General features: G+C 45.3%; 19 protein-coding genes and 2 tRNA genes. 6 read left to right on the top strand and 15 right to left on the bottom strand.

The window, feature by feature from the left end; translation table 11 throughout:
• Positions 1-15 precede the first annotated feature (15 nt).
• Both Phpb_RS09195 and Phpb_RS09190 read left to right on the top strand, forming a co-directional pair.
• A complete protein-coding gene (locus Phpb_RS09195) occupies positions 16-1,383 on the top strand; it encodes a pyridoxal-phosphate dependent enzyme (RefSeq protein WP_065390074.1) in 1,368 nt (455 codons plus the stop codon).
• A 17-nt stretch (positions 1,384-1,400) separates the two neighbouring features.
• On the top strand, positions 1,401-2,555 hold the full coding sequence (locus Phpb_RS09190; RefSeq protein WP_065390073.1) for a trans-sulfuration enzyme family protein: 1,155 nt from the start codon (positions 1,401-1,403) through the stop codon (positions 2,553-2,555).
• Positions 2,556-2,645: 90 nt separating this feature from the next.
• Here the strand turns inward: Phpb_RS09190 and deoD are convergent, their stop codons facing one another.
• From deoD to Phpb_RS09165, 5 genes are all read right to left on the bottom strand, one after another.
• The gene (deoD, locus tag Phpb_RS09185; protein ID WP_036811781.1) at positions 2,646-3,362 is read right to left on the bottom strand and encodes a purine-nucleoside phosphorylase; all 717 of its coding nucleotides are present in this window, start codon (positions 3,360-3,362) and stop codon (positions 2,646-2,648) included.
• Between the two features lie 78 nt (positions 3,363-3,440).
• Positions 3,441-4,664, bottom strand: a complete 1,224-nt coding sequence (gene deoB / locus Phpb_RS09180) for a phosphopentomutase (protein WP_065390072.1) — start codon at positions 4,662-4,664, stop codon at positions 3,441-3,443.
• Positions 4,665-4,735: 71 nt separating this feature from the next.
• Entirely contained in the window at positions 4,736-6,058 is a 1,323-nt protein-coding gene (deoA, locus tag Phpb_RS09175) for a thymidine phosphorylase (protein WP_065390071.1), read from the bottom strand.
• Between the two features lie 73 nt (positions 6,059-6,131).
• Positions 6,132-6,911, bottom strand: a complete 780-nt coding sequence (deoC, locus tag Phpb_RS09170) for a deoxyribose-phosphate aldolase (RefSeq protein WP_065390070.1) — start codon at positions 6,909-6,911, stop codon at positions 6,132-6,134.
• Positions 6,912-7,375: 464 nt separating this feature from the next.
• Positions 7,376-8,641, bottom strand: a complete 1,266-nt coding sequence (locus Phpb_RS09165) for a NupC/NupG family nucleoside CNT transporter (protein ID WP_205634756.1) — start codon at positions 8,639-8,641, stop codon at positions 7,376-7,378.
• A gap of 570 nt (positions 8,642-9,211) precedes the next feature.
• Here Phpb_RS09165 and Phpb_RS09160 point away from each other — a divergent pair.
• A complete protein-coding gene (locus tag Phpb_RS09160; RefSeq protein ID WP_065390068.1) occupies positions 9,212-9,907 on the top strand; it encodes a phosphohydrolase in 696 nt (231 codons plus the stop codon).
• 27 nt (positions 9,908-9,934) lie between these two features.
• Here Phpb_RS09160 and Phpb_RS09155 read toward each other — a convergent pair whose 3' ends face one another.
• The 6 genes from Phpb_RS09155 to Phpb_RS09130 form a co-directional block, all read right to left on the bottom strand.
• A complete protein-coding gene (locus Phpb_RS09155; RefSeq protein WP_065390067.1) occupies positions 9,935-10,708 on the bottom strand; it encodes a TatD family hydrolase in 774 nt (257 codons plus the stop codon).
• A gap of 4 nt (positions 10,709-10,712) precedes the next feature.
• Positions 10,713-11,774 (bottom strand): patatin-like phospholipase family protein, encoded by a 1,062-nt coding sequence (locus Phpb_RS09150; protein WP_065390066.1) that lies wholly within the window; start codon positions 11,772-11,774, stop codon positions 10,713-10,715.
• 196 nt (positions 11,775-11,970) lie between these two features.
• A complete protein-coding gene (locus tag Phpb_RS09145; protein WP_036811743.1) occupies positions 11,971-12,348 on the bottom strand; it encodes a BON domain-containing protein in 378 nt (125 codons plus the stop codon).
• Positions 12,349-12,663: 315 nt separating this feature from the next.
• A complete protein-coding gene (prfC, locus tag Phpb_RS09140) occupies positions 12,664-14,253 on the bottom strand; it encodes a peptide chain release factor 3 (protein ID WP_065390065.1) in 1,590 nt (529 codons plus the stop codon).
• 157 nt (positions 14,254-14,410) lie between these two features.
• On the bottom strand, positions 14,411-14,857 hold the full coding sequence (rimI, locus tag Phpb_RS09135; RefSeq protein WP_065390064.1) for a ribosomal protein S18-alanine N-acetyltransferase: 447 nt from the start codon (positions 14,855-14,857) through the stop codon (positions 14,411-14,413).
• Entirely contained in the window at positions 14,826-15,239 is a 414-nt protein-coding gene (locus Phpb_RS09130) for a DNA polymerase III subunit psi (protein WP_065390063.1), read from the bottom strand. The genes rimI and Phpb_RS09130 overlap by 32 nt, the downstream gene beginning before the upstream one ends.
• Positions 15,240-15,367: 128 nt before the next feature.
• Between Phpb_RS09130 and rsmC the strand changes: the two genes are divergently transcribed.
• The 3 genes from rsmC (at position 15,368) to Phpb_RS09115 (ending at position 16,786) form a co-directional block, all read left to right on the top strand.
• Positions 15,368-16,384, top strand: coding sequence for a 16S rRNA (guanine(1207)-N(2))-methyltransferase RsmC (gene rsmC / locus Phpb_RS09125; protein WP_065390062.1), 1,017 nt, complete (start codon positions 15,368-15,370; stop codon positions 16,382-16,384).
• 175 nt (positions 16,385-16,559) lie between these two features.
• Positions 16,560-16,646, top strand: a tRNA-Leu gene (locus Phpb_RS09120).
• 53 nt (positions 16,647-16,699) lie between these two features.
• A tRNA-Leu gene (locus tag Phpb_RS09115) sits at positions 16,700-16,786 on the top strand.
• Between the two features lie 54 nt (positions 16,787-16,840).
• On the opposite strand, the gene Phpb_RS09110 is transcribed toward Phpb_RS09115, so the two are convergent.
• The 4 genes from Phpb_RS09110 to phoA form a co-directional block, all read right to left on the bottom strand.
• Positions 16,841-17,107: a DUF1435 family protein gene (locus tag Phpb_RS09110; RefSeq protein WP_036811729.1), complete on the bottom strand. Its 267-nt coding sequence runs from the start codon at positions 17,105-17,107 to the stop codon at positions 16,841-16,843.
• Between the two features lie 127 nt (positions 17,108-17,234).
• Positions 17,235-17,555: a HigA family addiction module antitoxin gene (locus Phpb_RS09105; protein ID WP_065390061.1), complete on the bottom strand. Its 321-nt coding sequence runs from the start codon at positions 17,553-17,555 to the stop codon at positions 17,235-17,237.
• Positions 17,555-17,782, bottom strand: coding sequence for a type II toxin-antitoxin system RelE/ParE family toxin (locus tag Phpb_RS09100; protein WP_240492486.1), 228 nt, complete (start codon positions 17,780-17,782; stop codon positions 17,555-17,557). Before Phpb_RS09100 ends, Phpb_RS09105 begins: the two co-directional genes overlap by 1 nt.
• A gap of 346 nt (positions 17,783-18,128) precedes the next feature.
• Complete coding sequence (phoA, locus tag Phpb_RS09095) at positions 18,129-19,571, bottom strand: alkaline phosphatase (protein WP_065390060.1); 1,443 nt, start codon at positions 19,569-19,571, stop codon at positions 18,129-18,131.
• Positions 19,572-19,598 lie beyond the last annotated feature (27 nt).

Genomic DNA, 19,598 nt, shown 5'->3' with positions numbered 1-19,598 from the left:
TTATCTGGAGATGATATGACCACATCACGCTCTGTTCTCGATATGATTGGCAATACCCCGTTGCTGGAGTTAACGCATCTGAATACCGGTCCGTGTCAATTATTTATTAAGCTGGAGAATCAAAATCCCGGTGGCTCTATTAAAGATCGCGTTGCTCTTTCCATGATCGAGCAGGCGGAAGAACAAGGGTTACTTCAACCTGGTGGGACGATTATCGAAGCTACTGCCGGTAATACCGGTATTGGATTAGCGCTAGTCGCCGCTCTGAAAGGCTATAAATTGATTCTGGTTGTTCCAGATAAGATGAGCCGGGAGAAGGTGTTTCATCTGCGCGCACTGGGTACCGATGTACGTCTTACCCGTTCTGATGTCAGCAAAGGCCATCCAGAGTATTATCAAGATTACGCCCTACGTCTGGCGCAAGAGATCCCCGGCGCTTATTACATCGATCAGTTCAATAATCCGGCTAACTCAGCAGCACACACAACCACTACCGGACCGGAAATCTGGCAGCAAATGAACCACAATGTCGATGCTGTGGTGATTGGTGTCGGGTCCGGCGGTACGCTCGGCGGCTTAAGTCACTATTTCGCTCAGGTTTCGCCGGAAACTGAGTTTGTTCTGGCAGATCCAAGTGGTTCTATTCTGGTGGACTATATCGAACACGGTAAATATGGTGAAGCCGGGAGCTGGCAGGTAGAAGGCATCGGTGAAGATTTTGTCCCTCCTCTGGGCGATTTTAGTCGCGTGCGCCACGCATACCGTGTCAGTGACGCGGAAGCTTTTTCCAGCGCCCGTGATCTGTTGCTAAAGGAAGGTGTGCTGGCAGGCTCTTCCAGCGGTACCTTGCTCGCCGCCGCACTGCGTTACTGCCGTGCGCAAACCACTCCCAAACGTGTGGTTACGCTAGCATGTGACAGTGGAAATAAGTATCTGTCAAAAATGTTTAACGATTATTGGATGCTAGAGCAGGGATTCCAATCTCGTGCGCCGCAGCATGATCTCAGTGACTATATTACTTATCGCTATCAGGATGGCGCTACGGTTTTTATATCGCCAGAAGATACGTTAAGAACCGCTCATACCCGCATGCGCTTATATGAAATTTCACAATTACCGGTGCTGGAAGGGGAACAAGTGGTCGGTATTATCGATGAGTGGGATTTGATGCATACCGTTCAGGCTGATTCACGCAATTTTAGTCTGCCCGTTAGCTACGCTATGACTCATCAGGTGAAAACGCTGGATAAGAACGCTTCTTTGCAACAATTGATGGCAACTTTCGATGCCGGACATGTGGCGTTGATTGTCGATAATGACCGTTTTCTTGGGCTGGTAACGCGCACAGATGTGCTGAATGCATGGCGTCAGCAACTTAATTGATTTTTAGGAATGATTCTATGACCAAGTTTGATACTAAAACTGTTCACGCTGGCTATACACCAGACCACACTGGCGCAGTAATGCCGGCAATTTATGCCACTTCGACTTACGCCCAATCCGCCCCCGGCCAACACATGGGTTATGAATATTCCCGCAGCGGCAACCCAACACGTGATGCACTAGAAAACGCGATAGCCGAATTGGAAAACGGTAGCCGAGGCTACGCTTTTAGTTCAGGGCTGGCTGCCAGTTCCACGGTGCTAGAACTGTTGGATAAGGATAGCCATTTGGTGGCCGTCGATGATCTGTACGGCGGCACCTATCGGCTACTCGAAAAAGTACGTAGCCGCACTGCCGGTTTGCGTGTCACTTACGTGGAAGCCCATGATATTACCGGCCTTGAAGCAGCGATTCGTCCCGACACAAAAATGATTTGGGTAGAAACCCCCACCAATCCGTTATTGAAACTGGCTGATCTGGCGGCTATCGCACAAATAGCGCAACGGCACGGTATTATCAGCGTGGCAGATAACACTTTCGCCTCGCCGTATCTCCAGCGCCCACTTGATCTGGGATTTGATATCGTTGTGCACTCCGCCACTAAATATTTAAACGGCCACTCCGATGTGATCGCAGGGTTGGCTGTCGTCGGAAAAGATGCAGAACTAGCAGAAAAACTTGGTTTCCTGCAAAACTCTGTCGGCGGCGTGCTCGATCCATTTAGTAGTTTCCTGGTACTGCGCGGCATGCGGACTCTTGCTCTGCGTATGCAGCGCCACATCGACAGTGCATCAAAGATCGCACACTGGCTGGAGCGGCAACCTCAGATCGAAACCGTCTTCTATCCCGGCCTCGTTTCCCATCCACAGCATGAACTAGCGAAACGTCAAATGAAGGGCTTTGGTGGTATGATTTCTGTTCACTTAAAAGGTGATGATGATTATGCCCGCCGCTTAATTCAAGAGCTAAAGTTATTTACATTGGCAGAAAGTCTGGGCGGGGTGGAGAGTCTGATCGGCCAACCATTTAGTATGACTCACGCGTCTATTCCATTAGAAAAACGCCTTGCTTCCGGGATTACGCCACAGTTGATACGTATTTCTGTGGGTATCGAGGATGCAGAGGATCTGATCGCCGATTTAGCTCAGGCGTTGGAAAAAGCCGCTCAATAAAAGAGCGATGCCAGCCAATTTTTTAACTGGCTGGCATTTAAATAAAAAGCGGCTCTTTTTATGCCATCAAAAGCAAATGTAGAACCGGGATTATTTATCACCCAACAGCACAGACTCCAAGGCGATTTCAATCATTTCATTGAAAGTCGTCTGGCGTTCCTCGGCGGTCAGTTTTTCATGAGTACGGATGTGGTCAGAAACGGTACAAATAGTCAGCGCTTTCGCGCCATATTCAGCCGCAACACCGTAAAAACCCGCAGCTTCCATTTCTACACCCAGAATGCCATATTGTTCCATTACATCAAACAATTGTGGATCAGGTGTATAGAACAGCTCCACCGAGAAGATGTTGCCTACACGCACATTGATGTTTTTTGCTTTAGCCGCGTCAACCGCGTTACGGACCAGATCGAAATCAGCAATCGCCGCAAAATCGTGATCTTTAAAACGTATACGGTTAACTTTGGAATCAGTACATGCCCCCATGCCAATAATCACGTCACGCAATTGAACATCTTGACGTACCGAACCACAGGAACCGACACGGATGAGGACTTTAGCACCGAAATCGGTGATCAGTTCTTTTGCATAGATAGAGCAGGATGGGATACCCATACCATGCCCCATCACAGAAATCGGGCGGCCTTTATAAGTACCGGTAAACCCCAACATGCCGCGTACGTCGTTTACCTGCCGTACATTTTCCAGAAAAGTTTCAGCAATATATTTCGCACGTAATGGATCGCCAGGCATCAGAACAACGTCTGCAAAATCACCCATCTCAGCATTAATATGAGGCGTGGCCATATCAAATTCCTTATTTTTTTATTTAATGGTTATTTTAGTCGTCATACATGGCTGCCCAAAAGCAGCCAGTAAGTAGGTTCAGAGCATTGATTTGCCATATTCCATTGGCGACAGTTCAAAGTATTCAGCGACTGTCTGTCCAATATCAGCAAAAGTTTCGCGGCGCCCCAATGAACCAGATTGCACTTTTGGTCCATAAATCAGCACCGGAATGTGCTCACGAGTATGGTCAGTACCAGACCACGTTGGATCACAACCGTGGTCGGCAGTCAGGATTAAAATGTCATCATCTTTCACCAGTTTCAGCATTTCAGGCAGACGACGGTCAAACAGTTCCAGCGCTGCCGCATAACCCGGAACATCACGACGATGACCATAAGAAGAGTCGAAATCGACAAAGTTAGTAAATACGATGGTGTTGTCACCCGCTTTTTCCATTTCCACCAGCGTTGCATCAAATAGTGCATCGATGCCGGTCGCTTTTACTTTTTGCGTAATGCCGACATTCGCATAAATGTCGGCAATTTTACCGATAGAAACGACTTCGCCATTTTTTTCATCGACCAATTTTTTCAGTATGGTAGGAGCAGGCGGCTCTACAGCTAAGTCGTGACGATTACCAGTACGCTGGAAGTTACCCGCTTTGTCTCCAACAAATGGACGCGCGATAACCCGACCGATATTGTAACCGCCATCAGTCAATTCTTCACGGGCGATTTCGCACAGTTCGTACAGGCGATCTAAACCGAAAGTCTTTTCGTGACAAGCAATCTGGAATACCGAGTCAGCAGAGGTATAGAAAATCGGTTTACCGGTTTTCATATGCTCTTCACCCAGTTTATCCAGAATAACCGTACCAGAAGAGTGGCAGTTACCGAGATAACCGGGCAGATTTGCGCGTTCTACCAGTTTATCCAACAATGCCTGCGGAAAGCTGTTCTCTTCATCTTTGAAGTAACCCCAGTCAAACAGCACCGGGACACCGGCAATTTCCCAGTGACCCGATGGTGTATCTTTACCGGAAGAGAGTTCACTGGCGTAAGCGTAAGCGCCAATAATGTCCGCGTCTTTATCCAAACCGACAGGGAAAGTTCCACAGGACTCCTCTGTCGCTTTACCCAAACCTAAACGGCTTAAGTTCGGCAAGTACAGAGGCCCCTTGCGACCGACATCAGCATCACCACGGGCGCACGCTTCCGCGATGTGCCCCAAGGTGTTAGATCCTTTATCACCAAATTTTTCAGCATCTTCACTGGCGCCAATGCCAAAAGAATCCAATACCATGATGAATGTTCGTTTCATAAATTTTCTCCTGCGTCAAATCACGCTAACAATGCGAAAATGCCACCATTTTCTAATAATAAGTATGGTTATTATTCGCCAATTTGGCGATAAACCATCGGTGTGGCTGGTTTGGCTTCTGTACCCAGAACGATAGCTTTACGTACTGCCTCCGCCGCTTCCTGCCACTCATTCTCATTGTTGGCATGAATAATAGCTAAGGGTGTACCGCTATTAACTTCTGAACCCAGAGCAACGATATTACTCAGCCCCACGCTGTAATTAATGGGATCTGCGGCCTTACGGCGCCCTCCACCAAGGGAAACTACAGACATCCCTAGAGCACGGGTATCCATATACGTAATAAATCCATGCTGTTCAACCAATACGGGTTTGCTGAAAACAGCGGTTGGCAAGTAGCTGTCATAACGCTCGACGAAATCGGTCGGACCTTGTTGTGCCGCGACCATGCGACCAAAGATTTCGGCCGCTTTACCGTTATCTAAGACAGACTGGAGTTTATTGCGAGCATCTTCACAGTCTGTCGCCAAATGACCGGATACCAACATTTCAGCACACAGTGCCATCGTAACTTCGAGTAAACGCGGATTGCGATTTTCCCCCGTCAGAAATCGAACCGCTTCACGAACTTCAAGCGCATTACCCGCACTGGATGCCAGTACTTGATTCATATCCGTCAACAACGCGGTCGTTTTACAACCTGCGCCATTAGCCACGCTGACAATTGATTCCGCCAGTTGCTGTGACGCTTCATACGTTGACATAAACGCACCAGAGCCAACTTTGACATCCATTACCAGTGCGTCCAAGCCCTCAGCCAGTTTTTTGCCAAGGATAGAGGCGGTGATCAAGGGAATAGAATCCACCGTCGCGGTAATATCACGGGTTGCATAGAAGCGTTTGTCTGCCGGCGCCAGCGAATGAGTCTGGCCGATAATCGCCACGCCAACATCCTGAATAATGTCACGGAAACGCCGCTCATCAGGAAAAATATCAAACCCCGGAATCGCTTCCAACTTGTCCAGCGTTCCCCCGGTATGGCCTAAACCACGGCCGGAAATCATCGGAACATAACCACCGCAGGCCGCCACCATCGGGCCAAGCATCAGGGAGGTCACATCACCAACACCGCCGGTCGAATGTTTATCCACAATCGGGCCGTTTAGATTCAGGCTTTGCCAGTTCAACACGGTACCGGAATCACGCATAGCCAGCGTCAGGGCGACACGTTCTTCCATCACCATATCCCGGAAGTGGATAACCATCGCCAGCGCGGCAATTTGTCCTTCGGAAACGGTATTGTCACGCACGCCATTGATGAAGAAGCGGATCTCTTCTTCACTCAGTGGATATCCATCACGTTTTTTACGGATAATTTCCTGTGCCAGAAACAAAGCATTCTCCTAATCATTGTTAAAATCGGGAAAAATTCAGCGGTTACACACCAACCGATGCAGTACACGATGCTCAGTAATTACTGCTTTGCTCTTGATTCTGATGCCCCAACGTGGTTAGCAAACTGCCCAACAAGCTGGAAGCCCCAAAACGGAAATGACGGGCATCAGCCCATTTGTCACCCATGATATGATCAGCTAATGCCAGATATTGTGCAGCCTCTTCCGCGGTACGCACGCCGCCAGCCGGTTTGAAACCAACCATTTCACCCACACCCATCTCATGAATCACCTTCATCATGATTTCAGCGCTTGCTAAGGTTGCGTTAACCGGCACTTTGCCCGTAGAGGTTTTGATAAAATCCGCACCCGCGTTGATTGAAATTTCAGACGCCTTACGGATCAGGGATTCCTCTTTTAGTTCACCGGTTTCAATAATGACTTTTAACAGCACTCCCACTTCTGCGCAGGCGGCTTTACACGCTTTTACCATGTCAAAACCGACTTGTTCATTACCGGCCATCAATGCACGGTATGGGAAAACCACGTCGACCTCATCAGCGCCATAAGCGATAGCCGCTTGGGTTTCAGCTAAAGCGATATCAATATCGTCATTGCCGTGTGGGAAGTTTGTCACTGTTGCAATGCGGATTTCAGGAGTGCCCTGTTCACGTAATACTTTACGCGCCAGAGGAATAAAACGAGGGTAGATACAGATAGCCGCGGTATTACCCGCCGGGCTTTTCGCCTGATGGCAAAGCGCCGTCACTTTTTCATCGGTATCATTATCATTGAGTGTCGTTAAATCCATCAAACTCAGCGCACGCTGCGCTGCTGCGGTTAAATCGGTCATAAAACTCTCCAACGTTATTATCGCGGCTAGCTTTTGCTAGAGCCACACATGCTGTTAAACGATTGTTTGTTGGCGAGCGGACTTGGTTCCATAAAGATGTCGCGATGGTATGCCTACAGCGACGATTGAACTCCTTTTCACCGCACTATGCTCTCTTCGGCTTATGGTCCTTAATGCGAGCCTCGCCTTGACTCCTTGAAATTTGGCATATCTTATATTTGAACATTTCAACGTTCAAAAAATTGTGCCAAAAATCACACTAATTACATGTAATTTGCAAGATAATAATTTCAAATGTGATTTTTATCACATTAAACTATGTTTATCATGGGATTTACCGGCAAATCCAACTTGCTTATCATCAAATAATACACGACAAAAAATATAACTCACGAATTAAGGATAAACCGGTAGGAATAATAGATTGCAGGCGGGATTATCCCACCTGCCTAATTTCAACAACGTTACAGCGCCAGGAAGAAACCTGCGATTGTTGCACTCATTAAGTTGGAGAGTGTACCCGCTATAATGGCTTTCATCCCCAAACGAGCAACATCACCGCGGCGGCTCGGCGCCATACCGCCCAGACCACCGAGCAGGATAGCAACGGAAGAAAGGTTAGCGAAACCACACAATGCGAAGGAGATAATCGCTTTGGTGTGATCTGACAGCACCTGCAAGCCTGCTGCCGCAACCACATCATCCGGTTTCAAATATTCACCGAAATTCATAAAGGCAACAAATTCATTCACAACCAGTTTTTGACCGATGAAAGAACCCGCAACTGTTGCTTCACTCCACGGAACACCAATCAGGTAAGCAATCGGCGCACAAATCCAACCCAACATCAGTTCAAGAGAAAGTTGTGGATATTTAAACAAACCACCGATACCACCGAGAATACCATTTAACAATGCAATCAAGGCCACAAACGCCAATAACATTGCACCGACGTTCAATGCCAATTGCATACCAGAAGCGGCGCCAGAAGCTGCTGCGTCAATGATGTTAGCAGGACGTTCCTCTTCCGAAACCAAAGACATTGCATCAACGGTATCAGATGTTTTTTCAGTTTCAGGCACCATCAATTTAGCGAACAACAGGCCGCCTGGCGCCGCCATAAAGGAAGCCGCAATCAGATATTCCAAAGGAACACCCATTGATGCATAACCCGCCAGTACCGAACCCGCAACGGATGCCAGACCACCACACATTACCGCAAACAGTTCAGATTGGGTCATGGTAGCAATATAAGGGCGAACAACCAGCGGCGCCTCCGTTTGGCCCACGAAAATATTCGCTGTCGCAGACAAAGATTCTGTACGTGAAGTGCCGAGAATTTTTTGCAGACCACCACCCAATATTTTGATAACTAGCTGCATAACGCCAATGTAGTACAACACAGCAATCAATGAAGAGAAGAAAACAATAATAGGCAGTACGCGCAGGGCGAAAACAAATCCCCCGCCACCAAACAGTTCAAACATTTTGGGGGAAACTAATCCACCAAAAATAAAATCCATTCCTTTCTGACCATACTGGATAACACTGGAAACTCCCTCAGACATCCCTATTAATATCTTCTTACCTGCGGGAACATAAAGTACGAAAGCACCGATAGCGACCTGAATCAAAAAGGCGCCAAGGACAGTACGAAGTTTAATAGCACGATAATTACTGGAAAAGAGTACTGCGATCAAGATCAGCACTGCCATCCCGACCAGGCTCATAAGGAGTTGCATTGGAAGAATCCCTGTTCACTTAATAATAAATTAAATATGCCAGTTGAACGTAAATCGTTCACTGACGCTGAGTCGGCGCTGATTATACTCAGTCATCGGAATGAACAAGCTATTGACATCACAAATATCTACTGAAAAACGCAATAAAAAAATGATAAATGTGATGCAAATCACACAAATTACAAAAATAATCTGCGCAAGATAATCTAATATCGGAATGGCAAAATAATCAACAATTAAGAAATCATTATCAGGTAAGCGTAATTAAAGTATGGTGGTTTTAAAGATCAATTTAAGAAAATAAATCCATGTCTAAATTACGAGTTATTCCTCTATGGAGATAACAATTTATTTCTTAAGTAACAATCAAACAATCGTAAAAAAACAATTCACTCAATAGTATCCAACCTACAACGGTTAATAAATTTCCATTAACACCTTAAATACTAATACTTAGTTATTTTTCCACTGCATTTCAACTATACAAAATGGACAAGAGTTATTATGCTTGGAAACAGAGGACAGAAGACAGATTATATCTTTAAGTAAGTGGAAATAATGAAAGTCACTATTCTAGAAGAAAATTTGAAAGAGTTTTTAAAACATCGACTCGCAAACTCTAATGATAACGCTCATGATATTGGGCATCTGATCCGTGTCGCCAATAATGCGAAAAGAATCATGGAGAAAGAGGGAGGTGAGCCCTTAGTTATTATTGCCTCAAGTTACTTACATGACATCGTGTCATTACCAAAGAATCATCCAGAAAAAAAACAGTCCTCAAAACTTGCAGCACAGGAAGCCATAAAAATTCTATCTATTGAATTTCCAGCATTCCCAAAAGAATTTTATGATGCGGTAAAACATGCCATTCTAACCCACAGCTATAGCGCAGCCTTAACTCCAGAAACAATAGAAGCGAAGATACTCCAAGATGCAGACCGATTGGATGCGTTAGGAGCCATCGGACTCGCCAGAGTATTTTACACAGCGGGTATGCTCGGCCAAGGGCTTTTTCATCATGATGATCCTTTTGCACTTAATCGCCCGTTGGATGACAAATCCTATACAATCGATCACTTTCAGACCAAGCTATTGAAGCTCCCGGAAAAGATGAACACCACCGAAGGCAAGAAGATCGCACAATCGAACGCCCAATATTTGGTTGATTTTTTGAGCAAACTCTCAAGCGAAATTAAAGGCGATTTGATTAACACGGACGAATTTATAAAGGATTTTTTCGATGGGAACTAAAAAAAGAAGTTAAAATCTCGCTATACATCATATAACCAATCCAAATAGTTCAACACTGTTATGATAAATTTGGTTAGCAATTTCATCAGGAGATTCGTGACGAAGCTCACATAACGAAGCAAAAACTCCGGCAACTCTTTCCGGTCGGTTAGGTTCTCCCTGAAAGCCGAAAAGTGGCATATCCGGGGCATCGGTTTCCAGCACAAGAGACGTTAATGGGAGCGCAGACATTACACGACGGGTTTTCTGCGCTCTTTCATAAGTAATGGTTCCCCCTACCCCAATGTAATATCCCAAACGGATAAAAGCTTCTGCCTGCGATAAACTACCGGCAAATCCGTGTACTACACCGGTACGGGGAAGGTTGACTTTTCTTAGGATCGCTGCCAGTTGATCATGGCTTTTTCGGGAATGAAGGATCACCGGTAATTCATACTGTTTTGCTAACTGCAATTGAGCGCATAACAACGCTTTCTGCTTTTCAAACTGGGGTTCAGCCATATAGAGATCAAGCCCAATCTCCCCAACCGCTACCAACTTTTCGTGTTTCTGTTTCAGACATTGTTCCAGATCCGCAAGATGCGCTTCCTGATGTTGATCGATATAAAGAGGATGCAAACCCAATGCGGCATAAATCGCTGGATAAGAATGAGACAGTTCAGATACCCGTTGCAAATTTTCCCTACTAATAGCAGGGACAATAATTTTATCCACACCAACCTGTGCCGCCCGTTGCAAGCTTCGCTGCTCATCACCACAAAACGGCGGGAAGTCAAAATGGCAGTGGGTATCAATAAACATCAAACTATCCGTTATCAATCTGTTCTGACAATACAGCTAAATCAGTCGGCAACGCCAACGGGCTATTTTCTTCGTTCTGGCACAAGATATTATCGCTTAAGCGGTCGTTGTTATCCTTAGCAAGACTAAACTTATCACCAAGAAATAAGTGACCAACTGTCTCCAGGAAATAGCGCCCACAACGACGCCCAAGGTGATAATCCCTATTCAGCGCCGGCAAACGGCTACCTAATGCGCTGCTCGTTAAGGATGCTGGCGGATAGATCTCAAAAATCTGTACATCATCAGGTGGATTTTCAATAAATTTCTGGGTGCGGTAGTAGCTTGTCGCATGTTGTTGTAGCATCCGTACCATCTTTTGCAGACCACTGTCTCCCAACCAACGTTCCATTCGTTGCACCCAATCAGGCGTGTAATAGAGCTGCGAAGGGACTGTACGGATCACCACTATAGTGTCAGCACCTCGCCGATACGCCTCTTCTACCGGAATGGCGTCACTGATGCCGCCATCATAATAAACAACATCATTGATCGTCACTCCATTGCGATAAAACCCAGGAATGGCGCTTGATGCCTTAATCACTTCCAGCCAGTTGTTCTCATCAGGCTGGAAATAGGTAGGTTCAAAATTATCCGCACGACATGCACAAGTATAAAACTCACATCCGGCCTCAAATCTGCGCAAAGCTGTCGGGATATCCAATGGCAAGTCCTGAAAAGCAGTCTGCACAAACCAATCTAAATCAACTAAATGACCACCACGTACAAAACGCAAAGGGTTAAAGAAGGCTGGATTAGTTGTATAGCGACTGATAGCTCGCCGGGCATATCCACGCTGTCCGCAAATATAAGCTGAAAGGTTCTGAGCGCCTGCCGAAGTGCCAAGCAGGAGATCAAACGGGTTAAACCCAACGCGCATAAATTCATCCAGCACACCCGCGGTAAAAATGCCGCGTTGCCCTCCACCTTCACAAACCAGTGCAACCTTTCCAGTTTTAATATGCGACTTATATTTATAGGATAATAGATCGATATTTCCCAACGTTATCGGTATACGTTTCCCCACACAGCCCCCAAGAAAATAAATGACGGATAGAGAGCATAACTTGGGAAGTTATTATCCGTCATTATATTATGGTGCTACATAGTCAATATTTTGATAAAAGTCCCCTGGTGAGGGCGCATATCCGGTTACTACAAATCTGGTTACTACCAAGCAAAATCATTTGAATGGAAAACAACCACTCAGTTAATAAAATATATTATTTTTTTATGGTCAGACCGTTTTGAATAGATTTGACCCCTTCCACTTGAGAGATAATCTCTATAATTTTTCTAGATTGTTCCTCACTGTTCACAAAACCAGAAATATAAACGACCCTCTTCTCTGTTTTGATAGAGATATCACTACTGTTGATACCTTTTGCCGCCAACAGCTCACTTTTAATCTTTGCTGTGGTAGCACTATCACCCATATAACCATCAATGCTTTTCATTGAGCTATCGATTTTCTGACCAGCACTGTCGAGTGCTTGTGTCGCTTTATTTTTAAAAGACTCTTCCGCCAATACACTACTGCTAATCAGGGTAGTTCCCAAAGCAATAGCCATCAACAAGTGAGCCAATTTAACATTCTTCATCCTATACCTTCCTTAATTGCCGGTTAGATTTCTGAATCTATAAAGCCATTCAAACCGTCTTTACACTAATGCTTCTTTACACAAAGAATCACAATCCACATTAGAATTAAAAACAGGTTATCGCTCCCAATAGCTGAAAGGCTAAATCGGGAAATAAGCACATCAACACAGTAAAGACCGAGGAAATAGTAACAGGAAAATAAAGCAAAGCGCTATAAAATAAGGCCGATCTTACCCGACTAAATTATAAATTATTCTTGTGTTACATATATTTTTGTAAAGAAAAAGGCTAACTTATTGTTAGCCTTAAAAATATTAATGTTCCCGCGTTTTGCGGAAATTGACGTCAGGATAACGTTCACCCGTCAGATTTAGGTTAACCATTGTTGGAGCAATATAGGTCAGGTTGTCACCACCATCGAGCGCCAGATTTTGCTCATTCTTACGCTTAAACTCTTCCAGCTTCTTAGCGTCATGACATTCAACCCAACGCGCCGTTGAGACGTTTACCGGTTCATATAAAGCTTCAACGTTGTATTCGCTTTTTAGACGGGCAACAACGACATCAAACTGGAGAATACCAACGGCTCCCACAATCAAATCGTTGTTTGCCAGCGGACGGAATACCTGTACGGCACCTTCCTCAGATAATTGAACCAACCCTTTCAAGAGCTGTTTCTGCCTCAGAGGATCACGCAAGCGAATACGACGGAACAATTCTGGCGCAAAGTTAGGAATACCGGTAAATTTCAGATCTTCCCCTTGTGTAAAGGTGTCACCGATCTGAATTGTCCCGTGGTTATGCAAACCGATAATATCTCCCGGGTAGGCATGATCCACATGAGAACGATCACCCGCCATAAATGTCAGCGCATCAGAAATCACCACATCTTTCTTAATTCTTACCTGATGCAGCTTCATGCCTTTTTCATATTTACCCGATACAACACGCAAGAAAGCCACGCGGTCACGGTGTTTAGGGTCCATATTGGCCTGGATCTTAAAGATAAACCCGGTAAATTTATCTTCCTGTGCGGAGACTTCTCGGACATCTGTCTGACGCGGCATCGGCGCAGGCGCCCATTTCACCAAACCGTCCAGCATGTGATTAACACCGAAGTTACCTAGCGCAGTACCAAAAAATACCGGTGTCAGTTCACCTTGCAAAAATGCATCATGATCAAACTCATGGGAAGCCCCCTGCACCAGTTCCAGTTCCTGACGCAGTTGTTCAGCCAGATCTTCACCAATCGCGGCATCCAGTTCAGGATTATTCAGACCCTTAATTGCGCGGACTTCCTGAATCGTGTGCCCCTTTCCGGTCTGATACAGGTAAGTTTCATCAAGATAGAGGTGATAAACCCCTTTAAAAGACTTACCGCACCCAACCGGCCAGGTAATCGGAGAACAAGCGATCTTCAACTCATTTTCCACTTCATCCATCAGTTCCATTGGATCACGGATATCGCGGTCAAGCTTGTTCATGAATGTTAGAATCGGGGTATCGCGCAGACGGGTCACTTCCATCAATTTACGTGTCCGATCCTCAACCCCTTTAGCGGCATCAATGACCATCAAGCAACAGTCAACCGCCGTTAATGTACGATAAGTATCTTCGGAGAAATCTTCATGCCCTGGCGTATCCAACAAGTTAACCAGACAATCTTGATAAGGAAACTGCATCACAGAAGTGGTAATGGAAATACCACGCTGTTTCTCCATTTCCATCCAGTCAGACTTCGCGTGCTGGTTTGAACCACGACCTTTCACTGTACCGGCTTTCTGAATCGCCTGTCCAAACAGCAACACTTTTTCAGTAATCGTCGTTTTCCCTGCGTCAGGGTGAGAAATGATAGCAAAAGTTCGCCGTTTAGCGACTTCCTGCTGAAAAGGGGAATTTGACATCAATAACAATCTTCTGCTTTATATACGGGCTTGTATTCAACATAAGACGCTTCCCCGCAAGGAAAACAGTTGCCAAACCCGTGGGTGAATGAAAAATTGGCGCTCATTTTCGCTGAAATTGGTGTTATAAACAATCAATCAATTTTATAGCGCTTACTTAAGCAAACAACGGCAACGCCATGATGATGGCATCTTCTTTACCTGTCGCGGTAGGATAGTAACGCTTACGCACAGAGACTTGGTTAAACCCTGATTGTTCATACAATCTAATCGCGGAATGATTCGATTGTCTGACTTCAAGCCATAAGGTATTCACCCCTTTACCCGGCAGAATTGATATTAAATACGCTAATAACCCTTTACCATAACCCTTACCTTGGTAGTCAGGATGAATAGCGATATTAAACAGGGTTGCTTCATCCAATATCACTTGGGTTATCGCAAAGCCAATAAGTTGTTCATTAATCGCTATTTTATAATTCAAATACCGCTCACCCTGATTACTGAAAAATGTTTTCTCACTCCACGGGAACTCATGACTGGCTTTCTCAACCAGAAAAGCGGACGGGAGATCAGCGGGAGTTAATAGAGAAATGTTGTTCATGTTGAAAAATTTGTTGCCAGAGAGAACGTTTTGCCTGTCCATCACAATATAAATCATTTAATGCCGGGCTTCTCAAAGAAATTCCCGGCCATGATAGTGTAATATCCACACCTAACAACCAATATGGGCACTTAACCTGTTCCGGTAACATTGCGACATTATTTGCTGTAATGCAGTAAACAGAGGATTTATCCAACCCCATAGCGGTGAAAATATCGATTAATAATGAATTAGTTAAATCAATGTGGTCATTGGTAATAATCAGCAGACGGGTGGTATCAGGTAAATGAACAGCTAATTCACCTTGTAAAACCGTCGGGTTACGTAAGGTCCATTGGGTAATCCCCAGTTGAGCTAATAACCTGTCGCGCCGGGTTACCATATCTATCCACCTGCTGTAAAAAATAATCGGTAACATGTTATCAGAGGCCACGATCTGCGCCAATATTGGGTGTTAGATTTATTATTTCCTGATATTTGGACACAGAACATAAAGGAGCTTATAGACAAATGTCTGCGTTAACCCCCGCCAGTGAAGTTATTTTGCGTCACCGTGAGCAACTTAGCTCTCATCACCTGCTCTTCGCCGGTGATATTCAGGACACACTGGCAACCCAAATTGATGCTGCCAGTGTACGAGTGCATACTAACCAATATCATCACTGGCAATCACTGATCCGCACTCTAGGTGATCATGCCTGGTTTGGACTGGTAGCCGAAAAAGCGTTTACCCAGGGTTGTGACACCCTGATCTACTACTGGCCTAAAAGTAAGCAGGAAGCTCGCTTTCAATTACGCAGCCTGTTCTCTATTTTGCCAAAAGGTATCAATATTTTTATTGTCGGAGAGAACCGTAGCGGAGTACGTAGTGTAGACAAACTGATGGAAGGCATGGCAACGTTTCGAAAAATCGACAGCGCTCGTCGTTGCAGCCTGTTCTATGGTCAGTTAGAACATGAAGTACAGTTCGAACAAGATAACTGGTGGAACAGTTATCAGGTGGAAAACGTCATAGTGAATACGTTGCCGGGTGTATTTAGCCAGGATGAACTGGATGTTGGCAGCCGTTTATTGCTTTCTACCTTTGACAAACCTCTCTCTGGCAATTTACTGGACATCGCCTGTGGCGCGGGTGTTTTGGCAGCCGTATTGGGTAAGAAAAATCCTGAGTTAGCACTTACTCTCAGTGATGTTAATGCAGCAGCTATTGCCTCCAGTAAGGCGACCTTAAAAGCCAATAAACTGGAAGGCCAAGTTGTTGTCAGTAACGTTTATTCCAATATTGAAGATAAATTCAACTGGATTATCTCTAATCCTCCTTTCCATGAAGGATTAAAAACCAGTTTACTGGCAACCGATGATCTGATCCGCCAAGCTCCCAACCACCTAAAACCCGGAGGAAAATTGCGGATTGTCGCCAATGCCTTCCTACCTTATCCCGATTTACTGGATAAAACTTTCGGCAGTCATGAAGTCATTGCTCAGACCGGGAAATTCAAGGTTTATCAGGCAACAAAAAAATTCTAATTGACTCAGCCTGTCCTTGATTCAAGGGCAGGTTATTTTTGATAACAACATAATAGAAGGGTGACGATTTTTACGGCAACCATGCAACGCTTATAAATAATGATTGACGCAGGCTAAAAAACCTCTAGAATTCGCCCCCATGCTATCAATCAATAGATTGATAGTGTCTGAATTTGCGAGGGTGGCGGAATTGGTAGACGCGCTAGCTTCAGGTGTTAGTGTCCTTACGGACGTGGGGGTTCAAGTCCCCCCCTTCGCACCAAATCAGACAACCGCTGATTAAATTCGGTGACAAAAAATAAGATGACAGTACCTGCGAGGGTGGCGGAATTGGTAGACGCGCTAGCTTCAGGTGTTAGTGTCCTTACGGACGTGAGGGTTCAAGTCCCTCCTTTCGCACCAATCTGTTCATTTTCTATAATCGCACTTCTCATCCATTTTTCCTTCGATAAAACATCAAAAGCAGCCAAACCGGTGCATTCCAGCCAATAAAGCACACAACACAGCAAACCCTGATGGTATCAACAAAAAATGGCGTGACTTCTGGTTTAACAACATAAATAGCGTCAACAACATCGCTAATACCATCCCAATTTTGAACTGCTCAATTCCAGGATTGACGATGACGAATAGCATGCCAGCCAAGCTAGATAAACCGATTCCCCACAAGCTGGTAATACCCTGCCAGAAAAGCGATCTCTCTCTATCTTTAATTCTGATCATAACTTGCACCCAGTCAAATGATAATGATTACTAATATCATATACAAAAAAGTGTGAAGTACAAGCCAGTTGCAGTTGCTAATCTGGCAGATCAAAATCAATACAGGGCTAGCGTAGCCCCGCATTTATTATTGCTTAATACTTTGAGATGACTGCGACATTTCGTCCTGTTCGCCATATAAAACGATCCCGGACGTATCGATTTGATTTTCCAACTGACGCAGGTCATAAGCGCTCTGGAGACGCAACCAAAACTCAGGCGTACTTCCCAGCGCTGCGGCAATACGAATTGCCAGTGATGGAGTTAACGCCGTTTTACCGGCAAGAAAGCGCGATACCGTAGCGGGCGTTACTCCAATATTGAGTGCAAAGCGACGACCACTAACACCCATGTCCTTTAAATCTCTGGCTATAATCTCTCCAGGATGGGAAATTTTAAACTGTCTCATTAGTGATAATCCTCATAATTCAAAATGTAAGCATCACCGTTAATGAACTGAAAAGTAATGCGCCAGTTAGCCCGGACAGTGATAGACCAGTAACCTTCGCGATCTCCTTTCAACGGGTGAAGTTTATAGATTTGACGGTTTAACTCGCCTATTTCATTTGCCACATCAATAGCCTGTAAACGGTCGTTAATCCTCTCGGCATCCTGCGCCGGTACACCAGAAGTAATCCCTTTTTCAAAAAGTTACTTCAACCCTTTGTGATTGAATGATTTAATCATCGTCCTATCCGTATTACATGGTGTGTAATAGCATACGACAATGTTACACATCATGCAATAGTCACAATAAGTCGTCTGGCTGGGACGAACAGGAACACGGCACCGGAAGGAGATTCTCGAATTTTGGGGTATTCGCCGTGTCTCGGCGGCTGACAAGAGCGCATTTTCAGACTGGCTCCTCGACAGCCTCGCATTGGGCGAGGGTTTACGGCGGATTTCGCTAAAAAGAACAAAAAAATTAAGGCCGGATGTGCTATCCGGCCTTAACTCTTTATTTCTCAACCACGCACAATAATTACTTTAACTGCATCGCATCGCGTATCGTGAAGAACAGATCTGTCTGGTCAGTCAGCCCCACAACATTGGCTGCCTGAGGACCATAAGCAGCCACCCGGAGTTGAGTGCCAGTATGTTCCTGTTCCTTGCCCTCAGAAGTACCATAATTTACCGCCATCACCGAACCATCTTTAGTGATTAATGCCTGAGTCAGCCCCGGAGATTTTATATGCGCTTCAATAATCTGGCTGGAGTGAGCATGATCAGCGGTGACAATCACTAATGTATCACCGTGCTTACGCGCATATTTCAAGCCAACTTGTACCGCCTCATCCAATGCGACAGTTTCACCAATCTGCCCACAAGGATTAGCTTTGTGATCCTGCTTATCAATAGAAGCGCTCTCCACTTGTAAGAAGAAACCTTTTTTATTCTCTTTTAACAGATCAATGGCTTTCTCCGTCATCTGTGCCAACGTCGGCACATCAGGATTCCGTTTCGAGTTGACTTTACATGTCACTGGGGGATTATCAATATTACCGTGATAAACGGCTTTAGGTCCTTCCCAAGCAATGTCCATATTGTCTTCATGGAACAAGCCCAACAACGGTTTTTTCTGATTCGCTCCAGTAACGGATGCCAATGACTTAGCATCCCTAACCAACTGATAACCCTGTTCCTGTGCCTGCTGTTCCAGCGTTTTATCCTTGCCAGCACCGGCAACCGATTTCTGAGCAAAAATCTTAGCGCCTCCACCTAATGTGACATCAGCACGAGCCACTAATAATTGCTCTGTAATGGAACCCCGCCCGCCATTTTCTAGCGCATTGGTTGGGCATTTTTCTATCGTCTCCTGCGGGCCATAGCAATCACGGTGAGTGACATGCGCATAAAGCGCTGCCGGCGTTGCATCCTGTATCCTAGCCGTCGTTACGTTACCCGTTGCTTTGCCATTCGCTTTTGCCAACTCAAGCAGGGTTTGGTGATCTCTGCCAAACACATCAACACCTAACGCGCCATTATAGGTTTTTACACCAGAAGCCCAGGCTGTGGCAGAAGCGGCTGAATCAGTCGCATAGTTGGGTTTACGACTCTTTTTATCCAGAGAATAGTGAGTGTATTGGCCGGTAAATGGCAAAGCATCAATCCCTTTGAAAAATCCACCCGCGCCTTCCGCATAGTTACGGGCAATAGTGATCTCAGAATCCCCCATACCATCACCAATAAACAGAATAACGTTCTTAGCTTTATGGTTATTTATCGCTGCTTTTAATGCCTCAGTCTGGTTTTGAGTCATACGGCGAGCACCGCCAAATTCCGTAATATTACCTTTTACTGCCCGACCTTCCGCCATAATTTGATCGACATTCTGATCACCAGCCGCCAACACCGGTAAGCTGACACCTGAAATTAAAGCTGAGACCATAACCGCAACCAAACTTTTCGTATACTTGTTCGACATTAAGGTTTCCTTATTAAAACGTAATCG

The organism is Photorhabdus namnaonensis, from assembly GCF_001684335.1.
Taxonomy (GTDB): Bacteria; Pseudomonadota; Gammaproteobacteria; order Enterobacterales; family Enterobacteriaceae; genus Photorhabdus; species Photorhabdus namnaonensis.
Note: the sequence above shows the minus strand (reverse complement) of the source record. Positions and strands in the feature narration are given on the sequence as shown.